This window comes from Pseudomonas protegens, from assembly GCF_003363755.1.
In the GTDB taxonomy this organism is placed as follows: domain Bacteria; phylum Pseudomonadota; class Gammaproteobacteria; order Pseudomonadales; family Pseudomonadaceae; genus Aquipseudomonas; species Aquipseudomonas danubii.
On the sequence record NZ_CP031396.1, the window covers coordinates 927,990 to 951,809 of the forward strand.

Genomic DNA, 23,820 nt, shown 5'->3' on the forward strand with positions numbered 1-23,820 from the left:
CTTCATCTGCCGCTCTGCTCCCGCCTTTTTTGCACAGGACACAGCCATGACTGTCTATTTCATCGGTGCCGGTCCCGGCGATCCGGAACTGATCACGGTCAAGGGCCAGCGCCTGATCCATCGCTGCCCGGTGATCATCTACGCCGGCTCGCTGGTGCCCGAGGCCGTCCTCGAAGGCCACAGCGCGATACGAGTGATCAACAGCGCCGAGCTGCATCTGGAACAGATCATCGAGGCGATCAAGCACGCGCACGACCAGGGCCAGGATGTAGCCCGGGTACATTCCGGCGATCCGAGCCTGTATGGCGCCATTGGCGAGCAGATCCGCTGCCTGCGGGAGCTGGGTATTCCCTTCGAGATCATCCCTGGCGTCACCGCCACCGCCGCCTGTGCCGCCCTGCTGGGAGCCGAATTGACCCTGCCGGATGTGTCCCAAAGCGTGATCCTGACCCGCTATGCGGACAAGACCGCCATGCCGACCGGTGAAGAATTCGCTAGCCTCGCGGCCCACGGCGCCACCATGGCGATTCACCTGGGGGTCAACCACCTGGAGAAGATAGTCACAGAGCTGCTGCCGCACTACGGCGCCGACTGCCCGATTGCCGTGGTACACCGAGCCACCTGGCCGGACCAGGACTGGGTCCTGGGCACCCTGGCGGACATTGCCGAGAAGGTTGCGGCCAAGGGCTTCCGGCGCACGGCGCTGATCCTGGTAGGCCGGGTGCTGGCCACGGACGCGTTCAGCGAATCATCGCTGTACCGCGCCGGACACGCGCACCTCTATCGCCCCTGACCCTCTTTGCAGGAACTGGCTCGCCAGCGAAGGCAATCTCGGCATTGGCGCAAGGCTCTAGGGCCCTTTCGCCGGCAAGCCGGCTCCTACGGAGGCTTATTTCGGGAGGCGTTGGTTTGCGGGCATAAAAAAACGGCGCTCACGGGGCGCCGTTTTTTTGTTCGCAGCGAACGCCTTAGTAGTAGGCGTTTTCTTTCTGCGTGTGGTCGGTGACATCACGTACGCCCTTGAGCTCGGGGATGCGCTCGAGCAGGGTGCGCTCAATGCCTTCCTTCAAGGTCACGTCGGCCTGGCCGCAACCCTGGCAACCGCCACCGAATTGCAGCACGGCGATGCCGTCGTCAACGACGTCGATCAGGCTGACCTGACCGCCGTGGCTGGCCAGCCCCGGGTTGATCTCGGTTTGCAGGTAGTAGTTGATGCGTTCGTTGACCGGACTGTCGGCATTGACCATCGGCACCTTGGCGTTGGGCGCCTTGATGGTCAGTTGGCCGCCCATGCGGTCGGTGGCGTAGTCGACCACCGCGTCATCGAGAAAGCCTTCGCTGAAGGCGTCGATGTAGGCGGTGAAGCTCTTCAGGCCAAGGGCCTTGTCTTCGGGTTTCTCTTCGCCCGGCTTGCAATAGGCGATGCAGGTCTCGGCGTACTGAGTTCCTGGCTGGGTAATGAAGATGCGGATGCCAATCCCCGGGGTGTTCTGCTTGGATAGCAGATCAGCCAGATAATCGTGGGCGGCGTCGGTAATGGTTATGGCGCTCATGGTGGTTCCTCGCAGACGTGGGCGCAGTTTACGCCAATCGACGCCGCTGACAAAGTCCTAGTATTTTTGTCGGGATAGACCTTGGTATAGGGCTTCCCCGGGGCCCGCCAGCGGGCGTCCCGAGGACAGATAGCGGCCCTGTATCAGAGGTTTTCGTAACGGTTCATGTCCATGACTCCGGCCTCGACCGGGTCGACTTCCTGCAGATAACGGGTCTGATCGTGGAAGTACTGCCAGAACTGCGGATGACTGCGGCGAATCCCCCAGCGATCGACGATCTTCTCGAAGCCGGCGGCATCCCTGGCCGCTTGCATGGCCTGGACAAATGCCGGCACCTGCTCGCTCGGAACGTTGAACATGAAGTTCGGATAACTGCTGAGAATGCCCGGAAAAATGGTCAGGGTGTCCAGACCCGGCTGGTAGCGTAGCGACTCGCCCAGCATGAAGGCCACGTTACTGTGGGCGCGATTGCGCAGCATGCTGTAGAACTCGCGCTTGCCGCTCGGGGCCTGGACCCGCAGCAAGGTGGCTTCCGGCAACTGCTCGATGACCTTGAGTCCCGCCGCCGGACGCGACGCCAGGCGGCTCAGGGCCTGATCGGCATCCTGCAACGCCGGGTCGATATTGGGCCGCGAGCAATAGGCACTGTCACAGCGATTGATCGGGTCCGGCTTGGCGTTGAGCTCGCCATAGCGGGCCAGCAACTGATGGGCGAAGTCTTTCTTCGGGTCCTTGGGGTCCAGTTTCAAGGCGCTGCGCTTGTCGTCGTCGATGGACTCGTAATCCAGCCACATCTTGAACTTGCCGCTGTTCTGGTACCAATCGTCAAGGAAATCCTCACGGGTGCCAGCGGGCATCAGGCGCAGGAAGTTCTGCTCGGCGCCGTTGCGGATCAGGTCGAAGTACAACCGGGTCTGGGCCTGGTGGGAGACGTTGCCGAACACGTCGAAATTCACCGCCAACTGATAATAGGTGCGCTCCAGCAGCGGGTAATCGAACAGCCACATCGTCTGCGGCACCTCGCCGATCAGGCCCTTGCTCACCGAAGCACTGTCGAAGTGGCGGAAGATGCTCAGCAGCGCGTTGTCGTTGCCGGCCCACAGGGTCGACCAGCTGGGGGCCGGAGAGTCGGCATAGAAGTCGCGGCGCAGGGCTTCGTATTCGTTGCGCTTGTCGCGATAGGACAGCCACAGGCTGAGCACGCTGCCGACATCGTCGTTCTGCCCAGGCATGGCCAACAGCGGTGTGGCTTGGCCACGATAGGTAGGATCGGTGATGTACAGGTCGTGTTCCGGGGCCTGGAACAGCGCCCAGAAGTTGTCGCGGATCACATCGGTGGCGATCTGCCCGCGGCACACCGGGCCACGAATGAAGGTGCGCACGAAGTATTCGGCGTTATCCAGCATGAACTGGTAGCGGGCCTTGGCCGGAATCGCCTCGAAGGTCTCGAACGGATTGGCCCGGCGCCCCGGCCCGTAGCCCGGCAAGGCGCTGACCTGCCAGTCGCCGCTGTAGAACAGGGTCTTGACCCGGGCCATCTTCGCCGCGCTCAGCGGGTAGGTGATGTGGGTCTTGTGCACGATCACCCCTTGCACCGGCCACAGGCGGTAATACACCTGGGTGCCCGGGTCGTCGTTGGGGCGCCGGGTGTTGATCAGGTCGATGGGCTGGCCGCTGGGGGTCCGCGAGCGCACCCACTGGAAGAAGTGCCCCGGCTCGCCGCCTTCGAAATAGATGTGGGCCAGGAACCAGTGTTCGTAGAGCCAGCGCGCCACCAGGCTTTCCCGCGCGCCGGGGGCGTTGAGCAGGTTCTCCCACTGGGCCACTTGCAGGCTTTCCCGGGCACTGGGGGCCAGGCCCTGCTCGTCGATGGGCGCACCAGAGGCCAACCAGCGTTGCAGGGTCTGGTACTGCTGGTCGGTGAGGCCGGTGACGGCCAGGGGCATGCCTTCCTTGGGATGAGCACCGGCATAGGCGTCGAACTCCCCCAGCTGCGGGCACATATTCTCGCGGCTCAGGCCCAGCACGATCTCGCTGGGCAGCTTGGCATTGGGTTGCAAGGGGGTGCGGTGGCCGAGTTCGAGCATGCGCGCCATCAGCGCTGCCTGGCTGCCCTGGGCGTCGAGCACCGAATAGAAGCCCTGGCGCTGCCAGGCCGCCTTGCCGCTGGCGTCATAGAACAGCCGCGTAGGCGCCTGGGCCTTGCTGCGCTCACCGTCGTACACCGGAATCTTCGACGCGCCACGACCGGCCCCTTCGCCACTGCCCAGGTTGAGCTGACAGGCGGAGTCGTAGCAGGCATGACAGGCCACGCATTTCTCGGTAAAGATCGGCTGGATGTCGCGGGTGTAGGAAATGGCCGGTGCGGGACCTTGGGCCATGCACAATGAACTGAGCAGCAGCAAAGCGCTGGCAACGACAAAACGGTACGGCATGTCCCTGGTCCCGAAAGTAAAAAAAACGCCGCGATTCTACCGATGTCGCCCGGCCACCAACATGAGCGATATTCATGCAAAACCCGTACATGCCGCAAATCCATGCAGGTTTGCTATGATCCACGCCCTTCGTTATGGCCCTACCAGGTAGTTCTCATGTCTGATCGCAGTGCTCGCCTCCACGCTCTCCAGCAAGCCCTCAAAGAGCGCATTCTGATTCTCGATGGCGGCATGGGCACCATGATCCAGAGCTACAAGCTCGAAGAACAGGACTACCGTGGCAAGCGTTTCGCCGACTGGCCCAGCGACGTCAAGGGCAACAACGACCTGCTGGTGATCACCCGTCCGGACGTGATCGGTGGCATCGAAAAAGCCTATCTGGATGCCGGCGCCGACATCCTGGAAACCAACACCTTCAACGCCACACGCATTTCCATGGCCGATTACGGCATGGAAGAACTGGCCTACGAATTAAACGTAGAGGGCGCACGCCTGGCCCGCAAGGTGGCCGACGCCAAGACCCAGGAGAACCCGGACAAGCCGCGTTTCGTCGCCGGTGTCCTGGGCCCGACCAGCCGTACCTGCTCGCTGTCGCCCGACGTCAACAACCCCGGCTACCGCAATGTCACCTTCGATGAGCTGGTGGAGAACTACACCGAGTCCACCAAGGGCCTGATCGAAGGCGGCGCCGACCTGATCCTGATCGAGACCATCTTCGACACCTTGAACGCCAAGGCGGCGATCTTCGCCGTACAGGGCGTGTTCGAAGAACTGGGCGTCGAGCTGCCGATCATGATTTCCGGGACCATCACCGATGCCTCTGGCCGCACCCTGTCGGGCCAGACCACCGAGGCCTTCTGGAACTCCGTGGCCCACGCCAAGCCGATCTCGGTGGGCCTGAACTGCGCCCTGGGCGCCAGCGAACTGCGCCCCTACCTGGAAGAGCTGTCGAACAAGGCCAGCACCCACGTTTCGGCGCACCCCAACGCCGGCCTGCCCAACGAATTCGGCGAATACGACGAACTGCCGGAGCAAACCGCCAAGGTCATCGAGGAGTTCGCCCAGAGCGGCTTCCTGAATATCGTCGGCGGCTGCTGCGGCACCACCCCGGGGCACATTGCCGCCATCGCCAAAGCCGTGGCCGGTTATGCCCCGCGACAGATCCCGGACATTCCCAAGGCTTGCCGCCTGTCGGGCCTGGAGCCCTTCACCATCGATCGCAACTCGCTGTTCGTGAACGTTGGTGAGCGCACCAACATCACCGGTTCGGCCAAGTTCGCCCGACTGATCCGCGAGGACAACTACACCGAGGCCCTGGAAGTCGCCCTGCAGCAGGTGGAAGCCGGCGCCCAGGTGATCGACATCAACATGGACGAAGGGATGCTGGATTCGAAGAAGGCCATGGTCACCTTCCTCAATCTGATCGCCGGCGAGCCGGACATCTCCCGCGTACCGATCATGATCGACTCCTCCAAGTGGGAAGTGATCGAAGCCGGCCTCAAGTGCATCCAGGGCAAGGGCATCGTCAACTCCATCAGCATGAAAGAAGGCGTCGAGCAGTTCATTCACCACGCCAAGTTGTGCAAGCGCTACGGCGCCGCCGTTGTGGTGATGGCCTTCGACGAGGTCGGCCAGGCCGACACCGAGGCGCGCAAGAAGGAAATCTGCAAGCGCTCCTACGACATTCTGGTCAATGAAGTGGGCTTCCCGCCGGAAGACATCATCTTCGACCCGAACATCTTCGCCGTGGCCACCGGCATCGAGGAACACAACAACTACGCAGTGGACTTCATCAACGCCTGCGCCTACATCCGCGATGAGCTGCCCTATGCCCTGAGCTCCGGCGGCGTGTCCAACGTGTCGTTCTCGTTCCGCGGCAACAACCCGGTGCGTGAGGCGATCCACTCGGTGTTCCTGCTGTACGCGATCCGCAACGGCCTGACCATGGGCATCGTCAACGCCGGCCAGTTGGAGATCTACGACCAGATCCCGCAGCAGCTGCGCGATGCCGTGGAAGACGTGGTGCTCAACCGCACGCCAAACGGCACCGACGCGCTGCTGGCCATCGCCGACCAGTTCAAGGGCGATGGCAGCGTCAAGGAAGCGGAAACCGAGGAATGGCGCAGCTGGGACGTCAACAAGCGCCTGGAACACGCCCTGGTCAAGGGCATCACCAGCCATATTGTCGAAGACACCGAAGAGTCGCGCCTGAGTTTCAGCCGCCCGATCGAAGTGATCGAAGGCCCGCTGATGTCCGGCATGAACGTGGTCGGCGACCTGTTTGGCGCCGGCAAGATGTTCCTGCCCCAGGTGGTGAAATCCGCCCGGGTGATGAAACAGGCGGTGGCCCACCTGATTCCGTTCATCGAACTGGAGAAAGGCGACAAGCCGGAGGCCAAGGGCAAGATCCTCATGGCCACGGTAAAAGGCGATGTGCACGACATCGGCAAGAACATCGTCGGCGTGGTCCTGGGCTGCAACGGCTACGACATCGTCGACCTCGGGGTGATGGTGCCGGCGGAGAAGATCCTCCAGGTGGCCAAGGAGCAGAAGTGCGACATCATCGGCCTGTCCGGGCTGATCACTCCGTCCCTGGACGAGATGGTCCACGTCGCCCGCGAGATGCAGCGCCAGGATTTCCACCTGCCGCTGATGATTGGTGGCGCCACCACCTCCAAGGCCCACACCGCGGTGAAGATCGAGCCCAAGTACAGCAATGACGCGGTGGTCTACGTCACCGACGCCTCCCGCGCCGTGGGCGTGGCCACCCAGCTGCTGTCCAAGGAGCTCAAGGCCGGCTTCGTCGAGAAGACCCGGGAGGAGTACGTGGAGGTGCGCGAGCGCACCGCCAACCGCAGCGCCCGTACCGAGCGCCTGAGCTACGCCGCAGCCATCGCCAAGAAGCCACAGTTCGACTGGGCCAACTACCAGCCAGTCAAGCCAACCTTCACCGGCGCCCGGGTGCTGGACAACATCGACCTCAAGGTGCTGGCCGAGTACATCGACTGGACGCCGTTCTTCATCTCCTGGGACCTGGCCGGCAAGTACCCGCGCATCCTTGAAGACGAAGTGGTCGGTGAAGCCGCCACCGCCCTGTATAAGGACGCCCGGGAGATGCTCGACAAGCTGATCAATGAAAAACTGATCAGCGCCCGGGCGGTATTCGGCTTCTGGCCGGCCAACCAGGTGCAGGACGACGACCTGGAAGTCTACGGCGACGACGGCCAGCCACTGGCCCGCCTGCACCACCTGCGCCAGCAGATCATCAAGACCGACGGCAAGCCGAACTTCTCCCTGGCGGACTTCGTCGCGCCCAAAGACAGCGGCATCACTGACTATGTCGGCGGCTTCATCACCACCGCCGGGATCGGCGCCGAGGAAGTGGCCAAGGCCTATCAGGATGCCGGCGACGACTACAACTCGATCATGGTCAAGGCCCTGGCCGATCGCCTGGCCGAAGCCTGCGCCGAGTGGCTGCACCAGCAGGTGCGCAAGGACTACTGGGGCTATGCCCAGGATGAGCAGCTGGACAACGAGGCGCTGATCAAGGAGCAGTACAGCGGTATCCGCCCTGCCCCGGGTTATCCGGCCTGCCCGGATCACACCGAGAAGAGCACCCTGTTCGCCCTGCTCGACCCCGAGGCCAGCGAAGGCCGCGCCGGCCGCAGTGGCGTGTTCCTCACCGAACACTTCGCCATGTTCCCGGCGGCTGCAGTCAGCGGCTGGTACTTCGCCCACCCGCAGGCGCAGTACTTTGCGGTGGGCAAGGTCGACAAGGACCAGGTGCAGAGCTACACCGAGCGCAAGGGCCAGGACCTGGCCGTAAGCGAGCGCTGGCTGGCGCCGAACCTGGGCTACGACAACTGACCCAGACTCTGTAGGAGCCGGCCTGCCGGCTCCTACACCAGCCCGCCATCACAGGCGACATTGTCTATGCTCTGTTGACACCCAACCGTGTCGAGGGATTTATGGACGATCCAAGCAGCGACAATCAGCCCCCAACCTTCCTGCAGATGCTGCAAAGCGTGCTGGCGGCCGCCTTCGGCGTACAAAGCGGGAAAAATCGCGCCCGGGACTTCAGTCACGGCAAACCCAGTCACTTCATCGTGCTGGGCATTCTCTTTACCACCCTGTTCGTGCTGGTGCTGCTGGGCATCGCCAACCTGGCGATGCACCTGGCGGGAGTCTGAAACGGCGTCAGTGCAGCAACAGCTGCAAACTGAAGGGATAGCGGTAGCTGTCGGGCTTGCCTTGGGCGGACAGCCCGCGAAAATCGACCCGGGCACCGACCTGATCGCCCAGGCGCATTAGTTGCCGGGCCTGGTCACGGGTCAATGACTGGAACAGCGACAAATGCCAGTCCGGCCCTCCCAGACGTCGGGCATCGAACCCCAGCGCATCATCATGCAGGGCCACCAGGGCCCAGCCGCCGCTGGTGAAATGTCCGGCCATCAGCACCGACAACTCCCCGTCGATCAATGCCTGCAAGGCTTCGGGCGAACTGTTGAGTCCACTGAACAGCAGATCGCGCCCCGGCTTGCGACCCAATTCCCGGGCAGCCTGCATGGCCCCCAGAGCCATTTCGTCGTTAGCCGACCAGATCAGTTGCGTCTGTGGATAGCGCTGCAACAGCTGTTGTGCTTGTTCGTGCGCCCGCTGCCGGTTCCATTCGCCATACACGAGCTGGCGCAGACGCACCTGAGGATTTTCCGCCAGGGCCCGGTGCAGCCCTTGCTCGCGCAACTGCGCGGCCGGCGTGACTTTCACCCCGGAAAAGGCCAGCAAATCGATTGTTTGCCCGGCAGGCAAAGGGCCATGCTGGCGCAACAACTCCTTGAGCATCCGATAACCGGCCTCTTCATCGTTGCTCATCATGCTGCCGATCCAATCGGAGTAACTGCTGCGACTTTGGCGGATCAACGCCCGCTGATCCTCGGTCAGTGGGCTGTTGACGATAAACAGCTTGACCCCGGAACCCTGCGACATGCGCAGGATCTGCGGAGCGACATACTGTTCGTTGACCAATATCAGGTAATCGGGCTTTTGCGCTCGCTGAAACAGCTCCCGAGCCTGATCGAGAGAATTCTGCGGATTGCGTTCGCCATAGAGAATTTGCAGGTCCATGCCCAGATCCCGGGCGGCTGCCTGCATGAACCGCGAATAACTGACCCAGAAGGTTTCCGTTGAATTACCGGGGTTGAGAAACACCACCGACGTTGCTTGAGCCACCGCCCAGAACGGCAAACTCAGACATATCACCCACTTGCACAGAACCTTGAACATTGTGAAAAGAGCCCCTGGATTATCCCAGGCAGTATAACTGGCAAATTGCTGGCCAACGGCGGCAAATTGTCCTGATTGTCCGACAATTCGGGCTCTTCTTTTACGCTCGACTACTGGTGGCTGACCCAAAACACGGCCGTACCCACGACCAGTATGATCAGAAAGAGAATGGCCCAAGCATCAACGCTACTGTCACTTTTCCTTGTTTTGGTTGGATGGCTCATAGCATCGCCTCTAGTAGATTTTGTCGGTGACTGCTCAAAGACACGACCACAGTTAAGACCAGGATTGTCCCCACCTCAAATGTGGATACTCATATACCCCTACCGTTAGTCGTTTTGGTTCTTTGCATATACTCAAACATCACTTTTGCGCATAACCACAAACTGGTATCGTTCGGCGGCTCCGACCGGAGTGCGCGGCCGTGCGCGCAGATTTGCTTACATGGGTGGGGTTGAGCGAGAACGAAGGCAGGACGAGGTGAAACCGGCGACAAGCCCCGGTCGACGCCAGTCGAAGCAACGTACCGAAGCCGTTCACCGCAGTATTTGCCAAGTGCGCTTTGGCGCCACCTGTAGCCTGAGAACTGGACCTATATGTACGTATACGACGAGTACGATCAGCGGATCATCGAGGACCGCGTCAAGCAGTTCCGTGATCAGACCCGACGCTATCTGGCAGGCGAGCTGAGCGAAGAGGAATTCCGTCCCCTGCGCCTGCAGAATGGCCTTTATATCCAACGTTTTGCCCCAATGCTGCGGGTAGCCGTGCCTTACGGCCAATTGACCTCGCGCCAGGCGCGGATGATGGCCAAGATCGCCCGTGACTACGACAAGGGCTATGCGCACATCAGCACCCGGCAAAACGTGCAGTTCAACTGGCCAGCCCTGGAAGACGTGCCGGACATCCTGGCCGAACTGGCCACCGTGCAGATGCACGCCATCCAGACCAGCGGCAACTGCCTGCGTAACGTCACCACCGACCAGTTTGCCGGTGTCGCCGCCGACGAGTTGATCGACCCGCGCCCCTGGTGCGAGATCGTCCGTCAATGGACCACCTTCCACCCCGAATTCGCCTATCTGCCGCGCAAGTTCAAGATCGCCATCAACGGCTCGACTTCCGACCGCGCAGCCATCGAGGTCCACGACATTGGCCTGGAGCCGGTGTACAACGCTGCCGGCGAGCTGGGTTTCCGCGTGCTGGTCGGTGGCGGTCTGGGCCGTACCCCGGTGGTCGGCGCCTTCATCAACGAGTTCCTGCCCTGGCAGGACCTGTTGAGCTACCTCGACGCCATCCTGCGGGTCTACAACCGCTACGGCCGTCGTGACAACAAGTACAAGGCGCGGATCAAGATCCTGGTCAAGGCCCTGACGCCGGAAGTGTTCGCCGAGAAGGTCGAGGCGGAAATGGTCCACCTGCGGGGCGGCCAGACCACCCTCACCGAAGCCGAAGTGCATCGGGTGGCTAAACACTTCGTCGACCCCGACTACAAGGCCCTGAGCAACCAGGACGCCGAACTGGCGGCCCTGGACAAGGAGCACCCGGGCTTTGCCCGCTGGCGTGCGCGCAACACCCTGGCCCACAAGAAGCCGGGCTACGTTGCCGTGACCCTGTCGCTCAAACCTACCGGCGTAGCGCCGGGGGACGTGACCGACAAGCAGTTCGACGCCATCGCCGATCTGGCCGACCGTTACAGCTTCGGCCAACTGCGCACCTCCCACGAGCAAAACGTGATTCTCGCGGACGTCGAGCAAAGCCAACTGTTCACCCTGTGGGGCGAACTGCGTGAAAACGGCTTCGCCACGCCGAACATCGGCCTTTTGACCGACATCATCTGCTGCCCGGGCGGCGACTTCTGCTCCCTGGCCAACGCCAAGTCGATCCCGATCGCCGAATCCATCCAGCGCCGCTTCGACGACCTGGACTACCTGTTCGACATCGGCGAGCTGGACCTGAACATCTCCGGCTGCATGAACGCCTGTGGTCACCACCACGTGGGCCACATCGGCATCCTCGGGGTGGACAAGAAAGGCGAGGAGTTCTACCAGGTGTCCCTGGGTGGCAGCGCCAGCCGCGACGCGAGCCTGGGCAAGATCCTCGGCCCGTCCTTCGCCCAGGACGACATGCCCGACGTGATCTCGAAGCTGATCGACGTGTACGTGGAACAACGTACCGAAGACGAACGCTTCATCGACACCTATCAACGTATTGGCATCGACCTCTTCAAGGAGCGCGTCTATGCAGCGAATCATTAAGAACAACGAGGTCATCGACGAAACCTGGCACTTGCTGCCCAAGGACGCGACCCTCGACGGCATCTCCAACTGCGACGACCTGATCGTGCCGCTGGCCTTGTGGCGCGACCACGCCCACGCCCTCAAGGCCCGCGATGGCGGTCTGGGCGTGTGGCTGGATGCGGACGAAGAAGCCGAGGAGATCGGTGACGACGTCGAGCATTTCCAGGTCATTGCCCTGAACTTCCCGGCCTTTACCGATGGCCGCAACTACTCCAACGCCCGCCTGCTGCGTGACCGTTATGGCTACAAAGGCGAACTGCGAGCGATTGGCGACGTGTTGCGCGACCAGCTGTTCTACCTGCACCGCTGCGGCTTCGACGCCTACGCCCTGCGGGCCGACAAGGACCCCTACGAAGCCCTTGAAAGCCTCAAGGACTTCTCGGTGACCTACCAGGCCGCTACCGACGAACCGCTGCCGCTGTTCCGTCGCCGCTAAGCCCTGGCGCCAACAAAAAGCCCTGAACCGGTTTCCCGGTCCAGGGCTTTTTTGTACCTGCTTCCGACCCTGGCGCAAAAGCCGGCTTGCCGGCTTCTGCAAGTGGTGGCTTACCAGAAACGCTGCTGGGTCAGGCGGCTCCACCAGGTCAGCAGCACGCGGTCGATGGAACCGCTGGCCGCCAGCCCGACACGCTCCTGCAAGCTCTTGCGCTCGGCATAGTGCAGGTGGAACACCTCGGCATTCTTGGCTTTGTCCGCCAGGTACTCATCGCTGGTTTTAAGCTCGTCCACCAGCAGCTTCTCCTGCGCCGCCACGCCCAACCAGACTTCACCGGTGGCCACTTCATCAATGGCCAATTGCGGGCGATAGCGAGACACGAAATTCTTGAACAACTGATGGGTCACATCCAGGTCTTCCTGGAACTTCTCCCGGCCCTTCTCGGTGTTTTCGCCAAACACCGTCAGGGTGCGCTTGTACTCGCCGGCGGTGAGCACTTCAAAATCGATGTCGTGCTTTTTCAGCAGGCGGTTGACGTTGGGCAACTGGGCCACCACGCCGATGGAGCCGAGGATGGCAAACGGCGCGCTGATAATCTTCTCACCGATGCAGGCCATCATGTAGCCGCCGCTGGCCGCCACCTTGTCGATGCACACGGTCAAAGGCACCCCGGCCTGGCGAATACGCGCCAGTTGAGAGGACGCCAGGCCATAGCTGTGCACCATGCCGCCGCCACTTTCCAGGCGCAGCACCACTTCATCCTTGGGCGTGGCCAGGCTCAGCAAGGCGGTGATCTCATGGCGCAGGCCTTCGGTCGCCGAAGCCTTGATATCGCCATTGAAGTCCAGCACGAACACCCGGGGCTTGGCCTCGGCCGGTTGTTTCTTCTGTTTCTTCTCGGTCTTGCCCTGGGCCTTGCGCAAGGCCTTGAGCTGATCCTTGTCCAGCAGGCTCTGCTCCAGGCGCTCGCGCAGGTCCTTGTAGAAATCATTCAGCTTGCTGACCTGCAACTGCCCGGTGCCTTTGCGGCGGCCCTTGCTGCGCAGCGCAGCGGCAGTGATCAGCACCACCAGGATGGCGACCACCAGGGTCACGGTCTTGGCCAGAAAACTGGCGTATTCGGCGAAAAACTCCACAGGGACTCCTCAAACATGAACCGCTGCCAACCAGCAGCGCAATGGGCTCAAGCATACCGGCGCGACCGGTCGGCCACCAGTCGCGAAACCTCGTGTTACGAGGCTCCAACAAGCATTTCAAACAAGCGTATGTTTTTTCATTGACAGCTCACTGGCATCCTCATAACCTCGCAAAACTTTCAACGTACCGGGACGACACGGACGTGGGCAGCATCTATTTGATTCGACATGGCCAAGCCTCTTTCGGTGCAGACGACTACGACGTGCTGTCTGCCACCGGCGTGCGCCAGGCTGCCGTGCTCGGTGAGCATCTGGCGGCGCTGGGCATCAGCTTTGATCGCTGCCTGTCGGGCGACCTGCGGCGCCAGCAGCACACCGCGCAGGCCGCGATGGAACAGATGAATGCCGCCGGGTTTGACCACCCGCCATTGGAAATCGATTCAGCCTTCAACGAGTTCGACGCCGATGCCATCATCCGCGCCCTGCTCCCCGACCTGTTGCCCCAGGAACCCGAAGCCCTGAACATCCTGCGCAACGCCGCGCAGAACCGCGCCGAGTTCCAACGCATCTTCGCCCTGATCATCCAGCGCTGGCTGGCCGGCACCTACGATCCTCCCGGGCTGGAAAGCTGGCTGGGCTTCGTCGAGCGGGTCCAGGGCGGCCTGCAGCGGATTCTCGAAGCCGCGGACAACCAGCACAAGATTGCCGTGTTCACCTCCGGCGGCACCATCACCGCCCTGCTCCACCTGATCACCCGGATACCTGCCCAGCAGGCGTTCGAACTGAATTGGCAAATCGTCAACACCTCGCTCAACCAGCTGAAGTTCCGCGGGCGCGAGGTGTCTTTGGCTTCCTTCAACGGTCATGCCCATCTGCAACTGTTGAAGGCTCCGGAGCTCATCACTTTCCGTTGAGCCCGGCTTACTGTGACCCTTGCTGTAACCACCCATAAAAGGATCGAACCATGACCTCCGTAGCTGACGCCGTACAAGCCATGCAAGCCAAGTTCAACCCAGCTGCCGCTGCCGGCCTGGACCTGGTTTTCGGTTTCCGCATCGATGATTCCAAGCACTTCTCGCTGGTCGTCAAGGACAGCACCTGTGAACTCAAGGAAGGCGAAAACCCGGACGCCCAAGTCACCCTGGTGATGGACGGCGAAACCCTGGACGGCATCGTCAGCGGCGAAACCGACGGCATGCAAGCCTTCATGGGCGGCAAACTGCGCGCCGAAGGCGACATGATGCTGGCCATGAAGCTGAGCGAGCTGTTCCCAGCCTAAGACCCCGCAAGGTCCGGCTGCAGACAAATCCCGCCCCCGTGGCGGGATTTGTCGTTTCTGCACCACGCAACGCCTCTAGCCCGCCGCTTTGCCCTGGATCAATACCACTGGGCAGCTCAGTCTTCCGGCCGCACGCTTGATTGATCTCGGTCAGTTTGTGCCTCGCCCCCCCCCTCTACTCTTGCGCCTCCATTGCGGCCAGGGACGGCACAGCCGGAGCCCTTTGCCACACCGCTATCACTCACGGAAGAGTCTGCTTATGCGATCACTGAAGATCATCCTGCTGTCCACCGCCTTCAACGGTCTGACCCAACGCGCCTGGCTTGACCTGCGCCAGGCCGGGCACCGCCCCAGCGTGGTGCTGTTCACCGGTGAAGAAGAGGTCTGCCGGCAGATCGAAGAGGCCGAGGCCGACCTGGTGATCTGCCCGTTCCTCAAGGACCGGGTACCGCAGCAGCTGTGGAGCAACGCCAAGCGTCCGGTGGTGATCATTCACCCAGGCATCGTCGGCGACCGTGGTGCCAGCGCCCTGGACTGGGCCATCAGCAAGGAGCTCAAGCGCTGGGGTGTCACCGCGTTGCAGGCGGTGGAAGAAATGGACGCCGGGCCAATCTGGTCGACCCACGAATTCAACCTGCCCACCGGCCTGCGCAAGTCCGAGCTGTACAACGGCCTGGTCAGCGACGCCGCCATCCATTGCATCCGCGATGTGGTGGAAAAATTCCGCAACGGCTTTACCCCGGTCCCTCTGGACTACGACAACCCCGCAGTGCTTGGCCGCCTGCAACCGAACATGAAGCAGTGCGACCGCACCTTCAGCTGGCACGACAGCGCGCAGTTCATCAAGCGCAGCATCGACGCCGCTGACGGCCAGCCCGGCGTCCTCGCCAGCCTCGCCGGCGGTCAGTACTACGTGTACGACGCTCACCTGGACTCGCGCACCGGCATGCCCGGGCAACTGCTGGCGGTGCATGACGATGCGGTGCTGGTGGCCTGCGGCGACCACAGCCTGTGGATCGGCTCTCTGCGCCTCAAGCCCCAGCCCGGCGAGGAAACCTTCAAGCGCCCGGCCCGACACGTACTCGGCGAACGCCTGGCCGAGGTACCGGTGCTGGACTGGTCGGTCTCCAGCAGCCCGTTCAGCACCGAGTCCTACCAGCCGATCCGCTACCGCGAGTCCGGTCGAGTCGGTGAGCTGACCTTCGAGTTCTACAACGGCGCCATGAGCACTGAGCAATGCCAGCGCCTGGTCAGCGCCCTGCGCTGGGCCAAGGCCCGAGACACCCAGGTGCTGCTGGTACGCGGCGGCCGCGGCGCCTTCAGCAACGGCGTGCACCTGAATGTGATCCAGGCCGCCGAAGTGCCGGGCCTGGAAGCCTGGGCCAACATCCAGGCCATCGACGACGTCTGCCTGGAACTGCTCAGCGCCCGCCAACTGGTGGTCAGCGGCCTGACCGGCAATGCCGGCGCTGGCGGCCTGATGCTGGCCCTGGCCGCGGACGTGGTCCTGGCCCGCGCCGACACCGTCTACAACCCGCACTACAAGAGCATGGGCCTGTACGGCTCCGAGTACTGGACCTACAGCCTGCCCCGCGCCGTCGGCCAGGCCATGGCCAAGCAACTGACCGAAGCCTGCCTGCCCATCAGCGCCCTCCAGGCCCTGCAGATGGGCATGGTGCAGGAGATCGGCCCGCGCTGCCCGGACGAGTTCGGCCTGTGGCTGCTGCAACGGGCCAACGGCGTACTCACCGACCCGCGCTACCAGCACCTGCGCCAGCGCAAGCTGGACGCCGACCCACAGTTGATGCAGCACTGCCGCAACGCCGAGCTGGAAGAGATGCACATGGACATGGTGCAAAACCGCAAGGGCTTCGCCGAGAAGTGCAGCAACTTCGTCTACAAGCGCAAGACCTGCTGCACACCAGAGCGGCTGATCGAAGCCTGGGCCAAGCCCCAGGACATCGCCCTGGTGGGTTGATTCACCGCCTGAGCGGCAGGCTTTCAAAGCACCGCCAGGCCACGTACCATTCGCCGCCTTTTGTTGCCGCCCCCAGGGGCGGCAATCGTTTGCAAGGAGGCGAGCATGCAAGACATTCCAGGCCACGCCACGTGGCGCAGTATCGAAGCACAAACCCAGGGCTGGTCCAGCGATAGAATCTTTCATATCGTCGACGAACAAGGCCAACACCTGCTGTTGCGCACCAACGATTCATCCCAGTACGTCAACAAACGCGACGAGTTCCAGTGGACCCAGCATCTGGCGGCAAAGGGCATCGCCATGTCCCAACCCTTGGACTTCGGTCTGTTTGATTCAGGACGCCAGGTTTACTCGTTGTTGTCGTGGATTGAAGGCAAGGATGGCGCGCAATGGGTTGCCGAGCAGCCCGCCGCCGCCTGTTATGAGCTTGGCCTGCAAGCCGGTCAAATACTCCAGCAGATCCACAGCGTTGCTGCGCCTGAAGGCACTGAAAACGCCGAACAGCAGATGCATGCCATCTACCGTAAAAAGCTCGAACAGTACCGGAGCTGTGGCCACAAGGTGGCCCATGAGCAAGACTTCCTGCAGTTTCTCGAGCGGCACTTTCATCTGCTGGCCGACGCGCCGCAGGTGTTTCTCCATGGTGACTATCACCTGAGCAACATGATCGTCGGCGCCGATGACCTGTTGTCGATCATCGACTTCAACCGCTGCCGTTTCGGAGATCCGGCGCGGGAATTCAATCGGCTGGCGCTGTTTTCCTGCAACCTCAGCAGCGACTTCGCCCGCGGCCAGATCGACGGCTATTGTGCAGGCCATCCCGAGCCGGTTTTTCTCGCCCGCATGGCCTTCTACGCCGCGTTTGATAGCTTCTTCAGCGTGCTCTGGGCCATGGCCTTCGGCGAGCAGGAAATCCACGCCAGCCTGCAACGCACACAAAAGGTCTGGGAAGACTTCGCCGGTTTTTCCCGGGATGTGCCTCGTTGGTATTGCTGATAGGCGACGCATCCCAGCCTGCTGCCCCCAGCTTCCCCCCGTTTGCCTGATAGCAAGAAAGAAAGCCGCTGCCACGATTTCGCCCCGCGCGGATCGCAGAGTTGAAGACACCATTGGAAAAATCTAAGGAAAGACGATGAACGCCAAGGTCAAGAACACAAAAGAAGCCCAGGAAAAGACCGGTAAAAGCCCGATTGCCTGGGGCATGATCGGCTCGGTGATTCTGGCAATCACCACTCCGTTCTTCTATTTGAACGGCAAGGCCTACCACGATGGTTACCTCGGCTACTTTCAGCTGGAAACCTCGATGTTTCCAATGGACACCTCCACCACCTTCGTCAACGCAGTTCTGGCCTGGTATCACGCCATGACCAACGGTCTGAAAGGCGGGTTGGAGTTCATCGGACAACACTGGCTATGGGCCGCAATCGTCTGCGCACTGAGCATTCTGGTGTTCGGCGGCCTCAACTATCTGATCGCCTTGTTCAACAAAAAAATCACTGACAAGAAGCAGTCCGCCAAGCAACCGCAGGCCACCGTTGCCGCCCCGTCCTTCTTCAAGGAGATAGGTAAATGTGCGCTGTACATCTTCATCCCCAGCTACGGCCTGTTTGTGGCGATGTTTTTCATCTCCTTTATCTTGATGATCACCATCACCCCCTTTGTACTGATCGGCAAAGACTCGGCGGCCGAGGATCTGAAAAACGGTTTCAAAGACTCACCCCAAGTGACCGTCAACGACCCGGATGGGCATAAGGGCACTTACCGGGTCATGCAGTGCTCGGCATCCTTCTGTGCGCTCTACGCCGATGGCAAGGCGATCACGGTTCCGATCGCCACGCTGAATTGGGTGGTGTCAGATGTCGCGGAAAAACTGAAGGCGCAGCAAGGGAACTGAAACCCGCCACAGCGCAAGCGTCGGCTTCGACTGAGCCCCGCCATTGAACCTGCGGCACGCTTGATCCACACTCGCGCTCCTGAGTCCTACAGCAAACTCAGAAAGTCCTGTCCTGCCAGTGCCTTGTCCCGTTCTGGAGTGCATGCCTATAGTCCCGGGTCGTCCTGATGACGAACGGGTTTGGCGACCCTGTGAATGGAACAAAGCGAGGCGCTGGCAGATTGGTCAGGGCTTTTGTTATCGCATGACCGCTTGATGGCGGCTGTGCGCGGGAGACCTTCGGGTCTGTCGGTTCTTCCATTCCCGGCTCGCCAACCCGCGTACAGCTGCCACCCTTTTGTTTGGCGACGATTGAGTGACAGCGCTCACCCCTGAATGGAGTTGGACTCATGAATCGCTACATGCCGATCACCGGCCACGACTGCACCATTCCTTCCCTGCTGATCGATACCCAGGCCCCTGCCGATGTGCTGTACGAAGCAGCCGCCTATCGCATCCGCGCCGTCACTCAACTGCTGGAAAACTTCGCCACCCGCCCCGACATCCCCGGCGATGCGGTGGTGCTGCAAGAGCTGGCGCTGATCTGCGCCATCCCGCTGCGCGATGGCTGCGATGTGCTGGATGTGCTGGGCCGCCAGCTGCAAGCGCAGACCCGCTGAACCGGTAGGAGCGGGCTTGCCGGCGAAGAGGAGCGGGAGCCATGTGTAGACCTTTCGGCCCCCTTCGCAGGCAAGCCCGCTCCCACAGAACGTCTCGATTGGGTGAGGCCGCATTCCAATCAGGCCGAGCAATACGCCGCCGCAGTGCTCACAAAAACGCAACACCACGCTGCGTCCTTTGTGATGGTTGGGCTAAGGTGCAAGCGCTACAGTCGGGTCATCAGCAACCCGACTGACGCCCGACACAAGGATGCGTTCGATGACTGATTTGCACGATCTATCCACCGCCCAGTTGCTGGCGCAGTTCGCCAGCCGCCAGCTCTCGCCCCTGGACTACTACGACCATCTGCTGGCCCATATCGGGCGCTGGGAGCCGCATATCCGGGCGCTCTATGCCTTCGATCCGGAGCAGGTACGCCTGCTGGCCCGGGCCGCCACCGAGCGCTGGAACAAGGGCGCCCCCAACGGCCCGCTGGACGGGATTCCAGTGACGATCAAGGAACTGATCGCCACCCAAGGCACGCCGATTCCCCTGGGCAGCGCGGCCACCACCCTGAAGCCGGCCCTGCAGGATGCGCCACCGGCCGCGCGGATGCGTGAGGCCGGGGCGATCATCCTGGCCAAGACCACGGTGCCGGATTTCGGCATGTTGTCCTCGGGGCTGTCGAGCTTCCACGGCATTACTCGCAATCCCTGGAACACTGCCTGCAATACCGGCGGCTCCAGTTCCGGCGCCGCTGCGGCCGCCGCGGCCGGTTACGGGCCGCTGCACATTGGCACCGACATCGGCGGCTCGGTGCGCCTGCCGGCCGCCTGGTGCGCTCTGGTGGGGTTCAAGCCGACCCTGGGGCGGATTCCCATCGATCCGTACTACACCGGGCGTTGCGCCGGGCCCATGACCCGCAGTGTCGAGGACACGGTGCTGCTGATGCGCTACCTGGCCAAGCCCGACGCCCGCGACGCCACCAGCCTGCCGCCCTTGACCGGCGACTGGAGCGATGAACCGGTGTCGGTCAACGGCCTGAAGATCGGCCTGATGCTGGAGCCCGGCGCCGGGCTGCAGCCGGAAGGTTTTGTCTGTGAGGCGGTGGAGCGCGCCGCGAAATGGTTCGAAAGCCACGGCGCCCAAGTGCGCACCCTGGCGCCGATCATGGATCGCGCGCAACTGGACGGCCTGGACCGCTTCTGGCGCGCCCGGCAATGGGCGGAACTCTCGGCCCTGGGCGCCGAGCAGTTTGCCAAGGTGCTGCCCTATATCCGCGACTGGGCGGCGCCGGGCGCCGAACTGTCCGGGGTCGAGGCGGTGCAGGGCTTCAACCAGACCTTCGAGATGCGCCGCCGCGCCGCCCAGGTGTTCAGCGAGTTCGACCTGGTGCTGTCGCCGACCAACCAGGTCAACAGTTTTCCCGCGCAGTGGCCGTCGCCGAGCAACGACCCGCAGCAACCGTTCGAGCACATCGTCTTCACCCTGCCCTGGAACATGGGCGAACAACCGGCGCTGTCGATCAACTGCGGTTTCGCCGCCGATGGCCTGCCCATCGGCCTGCAGATGATCGCCCCGCGCTTTGCCGATCAATGGCTGCTGCAAGTGGCCAAGACCTATGAGAGCTGGCGCGGAGCAATCCACAGCTGGCCGAATCCGCCGTCTCACTGACACACCGAAACTGCCACCTTCACCCCAGCTCCGGGCCTTGCTGCCCGGGGCCTGGGCAACCTATGAATAAAAATTCGAGGGGCCAGTATGCACAGCCAAGCGTCCAATCCATCCGCCACACCCGAGCCCGAAACGCCCAGCGCGGCGGGGGGCAAGCGCAGCGTGTTCGCGGTGATCCTCGGCAACGCCGTGGAGTTCTTCGATTTCGGGGTCTACGCCACCTTCGCGGTGATGATCGGCCACACCTTCTTTCCCTCCGACAGTGCCTTCGTCAGCCTGATGCTGTCGGTCACCGCCTTCGGCGTCGGCTTTATCGTGCGGCCCCTGGGGGCGGTGCTGATCGGTGCCTACGCCGACCGCGTCGGACGCAAGCCGGCGATGCTCCTGACCCTGGTGATGATGGCCGTGGGTACCGGCAGCATCGCCATCCTGCCCAGCTACGAGAGCATCGGCATCGCCGCGCCGATCCTGCTGGTAATCACCCGGCTGATCCAGGGCCTGGCCTGGGGCGGCGAGGCCGGCCCCGCCACCACCTACATCCTCGAAGCCGCGCCGCCGCACAAGCGCGGCACCTACGCCTGCTGGCAGGTGGTGGCCCAGGGCGTGGCCGCCATGGCCGCCGGCACCGTGGGCTACACCCTGACCCAGGTGCTGTCCCCCGAGGACCTCAACAGCTGGGGCTGGCGCGTGCCCTTCGTGTTCGGCCTGCTGGTGCTGCCGATCGGCATCTACATTCGCCGCAACCTGGCGGAAACCTTCCACGGCCAGGGCGAAGAGGCCAGCACCGGCAGCCTGGTGCGCCAGGTGTTCGGCGAGCACCGCCGGGCCCTGGTGCTGGGGTTGCTGATTCTCTCCGGCAGCACCATCACCCAGTACTTCATCAACTACATGACCACCTTCGCCCTCACCGAGCTCAAGCTGCCCACCAGCATCTCCATGCTCTCGACCCTGGTGGCCGGCGCGGCCATGGCGGTGTGCGCGATTGCCGGCGGCATGCTCTGCGACCGTTTCGGCCGCCGCACCATCCTCATGGCGCCAAGAGTGGTGCTGTTGCTGGTGCTGTTCCCGGCGTTGCAGTTGATGACCGAGCATCCCAGCCCGACGACTTTCCTGCTGACCCTGGCGGTGCTCTCCGGCCTGCACGGCATGAGCGGCGCGGCGCTGATCGTGCTGCTGGTGGAGAGCTTTCCCAAGGCGGTGCGCTCCACCGGTTTCTCCATCGTCTACGCCTTTGGCGTGGCGGCCTTCGGCGGCACCGCGCAGATCATCATCACCTGGCTGATCGGCACCACCGGCAACCCGATGTCGCCGGTGGGCTACCTGCTGGTGGCCAACCTGGTGTGCCTGACTGCGGCCTGGTTCGCCAAGGAAACCCGCCCGCAGGCACCCGGGCGCAGCCACCCCGGCCAACGGCTCGCAGAAGCCCGCGCCCGCTGAGCATTCGCCTCACGGCCCGACACCCTTTTACGGCACCGCGTTTTTCTCTACCCTGCCGGCCGCGCATGACCGCGGTCGGGCGGAGGACCGACGCCTTTGATTTGTGGGGAAGCACCATGCAACAGCCCGTACTGTTCACCCTGGCACTGGCGGCCAGTAGCGCCGTCATCGCCCAGGACAACCCGCGCCCGAGCCAGCAGGACCAGGCGCCGGGGTTCCTCCAGGGCAGCCACCTGGACCTCAACCTGCGCCACTACTATTCCAACCAGCACACCCAGCGCGACACCTACCTGAGCATCAAGAAGCCCGACGGCATCGAACGCACCCGGGTGCGGGAAACCTGGGTACAGACCGGCATGCTCAAGTACAGCTCGGGCTACACCCAGGGGCTGATCGGCCTGGGCGTGGATGCCGCGCTGTTCAGCGCGGTGAACCTGGAGCGCGGTCATGGCCGGGTGGCCAATGGCGGCGACCGGGTGCTGGTGGACAGCGACGGCGACGCCCTGCCCACCTGGAGCCGCCTGGGCATCGGCGATGTGCGTTTGCGCCTGTCCAACACCGAGCTCAAGGCCGGGCGCCTGATGACCGACAACCCGGTGCTGCGTTTCAAGGACAACCGCGCCCTGCCCTCAAGCTTTCAGGGCGTGGGCCTGTACAGCAACGAGACCGACTGGATGGCGCTGCAGGCCGGCAGTTTCGACCGGGCCATCCCGCGCACCGGCACCGGCAGCGAGCGCCTGACCACCACCTTCGGCAACCGCGCCTACAGCGGTGAGCGCATCAGCTACCTGGGGGCCACCGTGAAACCCGGCCCGGGCCTGGAAGGCAGCCTCTACGCCTCGCGCTTCGAGAACATGTGGGACCAGTACTACCTGGGCCTGACCCACCGCGCCGGGGACAAAAGCCAGCTGGCGCTGAAGACCGCGTTCAACTACTACCACACCCGGGACCAGGGCCAGCAGCGCCTGGGCTACATCGACAACGACGCCTTGAGTCTGGCGCTGACCGGCAGCCATCAGGCCCACAGCCTGACCCTGGCCTGGCAGCAAGTGTTCGGCAACGAGTACTTCGACTATGTCTGGGAGTCCACCGGCAACTACATGGCCAACTCCCTGTACTCGGACTACAACGGCCCCAATGAAAAGTCCTGGCAGCTGCGCTACGACCTGGATTTTGCCGCCTACGGCGTGCCCGGGCTGAGCGCCAGCCTGTGGCACGCCAAGGGCTGGGACATCGATGGCACGCACTACGACGGTGATCGCAACGGCCGCAACCGCGGCTACAACGTGCGCGGCCTGGACGGCGCCAAGCACGACGAAAACGGCCTGATGCTGGCGTATGTGGTGCAATCCGGGCGGCTCAAGGATGCAGTGCTGCGCACCATCGTCTACAACCACCGCGCCAGCGGCGGCCAGATCGACGGCAGCTATGACGAGTTCCGCCTGGTGGGCAACTTTCCGTTCAAGTTGTTCTGAGAAATGGGGCGGTGCGATGGCGAGAGATCGCCAGGCAAGGTCCTGCGGACCTTGTCGCAGCCTCGCCACAGGCTCGGCAGCGGCTACAGCCACCCCTGGGCGATCGTGTAGCCGCTGCCGCAGGCTGCGTACGGCTGCGCAGCAGACGCAACGATTGCAAGTCCGCCCGGGTGGTCGCCAGGTGATCGCCAGGCAAGGTCCTGCGGGCCTTGTCGCAGCCTCGCCACGGGCTCGGCAGCGGCTACAGCCACACCTGGGCGATTGTGTAGCCGCTGCCGCAGGCTGCGTACGGCTGCGCAGCAGA

18 protein-coding genes are annotated in these 23,820 nt (G+C 62.8%); 14 read left to right on the forward strand and 4 right to left on the reverse strand.

Annotated features, from left to right (window positions below; all coding sequences use genetic code 11):
* Positions 1 to 46 precede the first annotated feature (46 nt).
* Positions 47 to 793, forward strand: a complete 747-nt coding sequence (gene cobM, locus DWF74_RS03895; RefSeq protein WP_115580392.1) for a precorrin-4 C(11)-methyltransferase — start codon at positions 47 to 49, stop codon at positions 791 to 793.
* Positions 794 to 968: 175 nt separating this feature from the next.
* Here cobM and nfuA read toward each other — a convergent pair whose 3' ends face one another.
* Positions 969 to 1,553, reverse strand: a complete 585-nt coding sequence (gene nfuA / locus DWF74_RS03900; protein WP_102864880.1) for a Fe-S biogenesis protein NfuA — start codon at positions 1,551 to 1,553, stop codon at positions 969 to 971.
* A 143-nt stretch (positions 1,554 to 1,696) separates the two neighbouring features.
* Positions 1,697 to 3,988, reverse strand: a complete 2,292-nt coding sequence (locus DWF74_RS03905; protein WP_115580393.1) for a fatty acid cis/trans isomerase — start codon at positions 3,986 to 3,988, stop codon at positions 1,697 to 1,699.
* A 156-nt stretch (positions 3,989 to 4,144) separates the two neighbouring features.
* Between DWF74_RS03905 and metH the strand changes: the two genes are divergently transcribed.
* Positions 4,145 to 7,855 (forward strand): methionine synthase, encoded by a 3,711-nt coding sequence (gene metH / locus DWF74_RS03910; protein WP_102864878.1) that lies wholly within the window; start codon positions 4,145 to 4,147, stop codon positions 7,853 to 7,855.
* Positions 7,856 to 7,956: 101 nt separating this feature from the next.
* Positions 7,957 to 8,178, forward strand: a complete 222-nt coding sequence (locus tag DWF74_RS03915) for a DUF2970 domain-containing protein (protein WP_102864877.1) — start codon at positions 7,957 to 7,959, stop codon at positions 8,176 to 8,178.
* Positions 8,179 to 8,185: 7 nt separating this feature from the next.
* On the opposite strand, the gene DWF74_RS03920 is transcribed toward DWF74_RS03915, so the two are convergent.
* Positions 8,186 to 9,271 (reverse strand): ABC transporter substrate-binding protein, encoded by a 1,086-nt coding sequence (locus DWF74_RS03920; protein WP_102864876.1) that lies wholly within the window; start codon positions 9,269 to 9,271, stop codon positions 8,186 to 8,188.
* A gap of 596 nt (positions 9,272 to 9,867) precedes the next feature.
* Here DWF74_RS03920 and DWF74_RS03925 point away from each other — a divergent pair.
* Entirely contained in the window at positions 9,868 to 11,526 is a 1,659-nt protein-coding gene (locus tag DWF74_RS03925) for a nitrite/sulfite reductase (RefSeq protein WP_047305033.1), read from the forward strand.
* The gene (locus DWF74_RS03930) at positions 11,510 to 12,004 is read left to right on the forward strand and encodes a DUF934 domain-containing protein (RefSeq protein ID WP_016966421.1); all 495 of its coding nucleotides are present in this window, start codon (positions 11,510 to 11,512) and stop codon (positions 12,002 to 12,004) included. Before DWF74_RS03925 ends, DWF74_RS03930 begins: the two co-directional genes overlap by 17 nt.
* A 110-nt stretch (positions 12,005 to 12,114) precedes the next feature.
* On the opposite strand, the gene sohB is transcribed toward DWF74_RS03930, so the two are convergent.
* The gene (sohB, locus tag DWF74_RS03935) at positions 12,115 to 13,140 is read right to left on the reverse strand and encodes a protease SohB (RefSeq protein WP_102864875.1); all 1,026 of its coding nucleotides are present in this window, start codon (positions 13,138 to 13,140) and stop codon (positions 12,115 to 12,117) included.
* Between the two features lie 203 nt (positions 13,141 to 13,343).
* Between sohB and DWF74_RS03940 the strand changes: the two genes are divergently transcribed.
* From DWF74_RS03940 to DWF74_RS03980, 9 genes are all read left to right on the forward strand, one after another.
* Positions 13,344 to 14,054: a histidine phosphatase family protein gene (locus tag DWF74_RS03940; protein ID WP_102864874.1), complete on the forward strand. Its 711-nt coding sequence runs from the start codon at positions 13,344 to 13,346 to the stop codon at positions 14,052 to 14,054.
* Between the two features lie 50 nt (positions 14,055 to 14,104).
* Positions 14,105 to 14,419 carry an SCP2 sterol-binding domain-containing protein gene (locus DWF74_RS03945; protein ID WP_011061945.1) on the forward strand — a complete coding sequence of 105 codons (315 nt, stop codon included), beginning with the start codon at positions 14,105 to 14,107 and terminating at the stop codon, positions 14,417 to 14,419.
* Between the two features lie 259 nt (positions 14,420 to 14,678).
* Positions 14,679 to 16,397: a hydrogenase maturation protein gene (locus DWF74_RS03950; protein ID WP_115580394.1), complete on the forward strand. Its 1,719-nt coding sequence runs from the start codon at positions 14,679 to 14,681 to the stop codon at positions 16,395 to 16,397.
* 105 nt (positions 16,398 to 16,502) lie between these two features.
* Positions 16,503 to 17,393, forward strand: coding sequence for a phosphotransferase family protein (locus tag DWF74_RS03955; RefSeq protein ID WP_115580395.1), 891 nt, complete (start codon positions 16,503 to 16,505; stop codon positions 17,391 to 17,393).
* Between the two features lie 136 nt (positions 17,394 to 17,529).
* Positions 17,530 to 18,291, forward strand: coding sequence for a hypothetical protein (locus DWF74_RS03960; RefSeq protein WP_115580396.1), 762 nt, complete (start codon positions 17,530 to 17,532; stop codon positions 18,289 to 18,291).
* Positions 18,292 to 18,680: 389 nt separating this feature from the next.
* Positions 18,681 to 18,950 (forward strand): hypothetical protein, encoded by a 270-nt coding sequence (locus DWF74_RS03965; RefSeq protein WP_102864870.1) that lies wholly within the window; start codon positions 18,681 to 18,683, stop codon positions 18,948 to 18,950.
* 259 nt (positions 18,951 to 19,209) lie between these two features.
* Positions 19,210 to 20,604 carry an amidase gene (locus DWF74_RS03970; RefSeq protein ID WP_115580397.1) on the forward strand — a complete coding sequence of 465 codons (1,395 nt, stop codon included), beginning with the start codon at positions 19,210 to 19,212 and terminating at the stop codon, positions 20,602 to 20,604.
* An 87-nt stretch (positions 20,605 to 20,691) separates the two neighbouring features.
* A complete protein-coding gene (locus DWF74_RS03975; RefSeq protein WP_115580398.1) occupies positions 20,692 to 22,041 on the forward strand; it encodes a citrate-proton symporter in 1,350 nt (449 codons plus the stop codon).
* 116 nt (positions 22,042 to 22,157) lie between these two features.
* The gene (locus DWF74_RS03980) at positions 22,158 to 23,516 is read left to right on the forward strand and encodes an OprD family outer membrane porin (RefSeq protein WP_115580399.1); all 1,359 of its coding nucleotides are present in this window, start codon (positions 22,158 to 22,160) and stop codon (positions 23,514 to 23,516) included.
* The last annotated feature ends 304 nt before the right edge of the window (positions 23,517 to 23,820 follow it).

Coding starts and splice junctions, on each gene's coding strand:
- DWF74_RS03915 (WP_102864877.1), top strand. CDS start 7,957: ATGGACGATCCAAGCAGCGACAATCAGCCCCCAACCTTCCTGCAGATG.
- DWF74_RS03965 (WP_102864870.1), top strand. CDS start 18,681: ATGAATCGCTACATGCCGATCACCGGCCACGACTGCACCATTCCTTCC.
- DWF74_RS03920 (WP_102864876.1), bottom strand. CDS start 9,271: ATGTTCAAGGTTCTGTGCAAGTGGGTGATATGTCTGAGTTTGCCGTTC.
- cobM (WP_115580392.1), top strand. CDS start 47: ATGACTGTCTATTTCATCGGTGCCGGTCCCGGCGATCCGGAACTGATC.
- DWF74_RS03950 (WP_115580394.1), top strand. CDS start 14,679: ATGCGATCACTGAAGATCATCCTGCTGTCCACCGCCTTCAACGGTCTG.
- metH (WP_102864878.1), top strand. CDS start 4,145: ATGTCTGATCGCAGTGCTCGCCTCCACGCTCTCCAGCAAGCCCTCAAA.
- nfuA (WP_102864880.1), bottom strand. CDS start 1,553: ATGAGCGCCATAACCATTACCGACGCCGCCCACGATTATCTGGCTGAT.
- DWF74_RS03980 (WP_115580399.1), top strand. CDS start 22,158: ATGCAACAGCCCGTACTGTTCACCCTGGCACTGGCGGCCAGTAGCGCC.
- DWF74_RS03955 (WP_115580395.1), top strand. CDS start 16,503: ATGCAAGACATTCCAGGCCACGCCACGTGGCGCAGTATCGAAGCACAA.
- DWF74_RS03930 (WP_016966421.1), top strand. CDS start 11,510: ATGCAGCGAATCATTAAGAACAACGAGGTCATCGACGAAACCTGGCAC.
- DWF74_RS03960 (WP_115580396.1), top strand. CDS start 17,530: ATGAACGCCAAGGTCAAGAACACAAAAGAAGCCCAGGAAAAGACCGGT.
- DWF74_RS03975 (WP_115580398.1), top strand. CDS start 20,692: ATGCACAGCCAAGCGTCCAATCCATCCGCCACACCCGAGCCCGAAACG.
- DWF74_RS03925 (WP_047305033.1), top strand. CDS start 9,868: ATGTACGTATACGACGAGTACGATCAGCGGATCATCGAGGACCGCGTC.
- DWF74_RS03905 (WP_115580393.1), bottom strand. CDS start 3,988: ATGCCGTACCGTTTTGTCGTTGCCAGCGCTTTGCTGCTGCTCAGTTCA.
- DWF74_RS03945 (WP_011061945.1), top strand. CDS start 14,105: ATGACCTCCGTAGCTGACGCCGTACAAGCCATGCAAGCCAAGTTCAAC.
- DWF74_RS03970 (WP_115580397.1), top strand. CDS start 19,210: ATGACTGATTTGCACGATCTATCCACCGCCCAGTTGCTGGCGCAGTTC.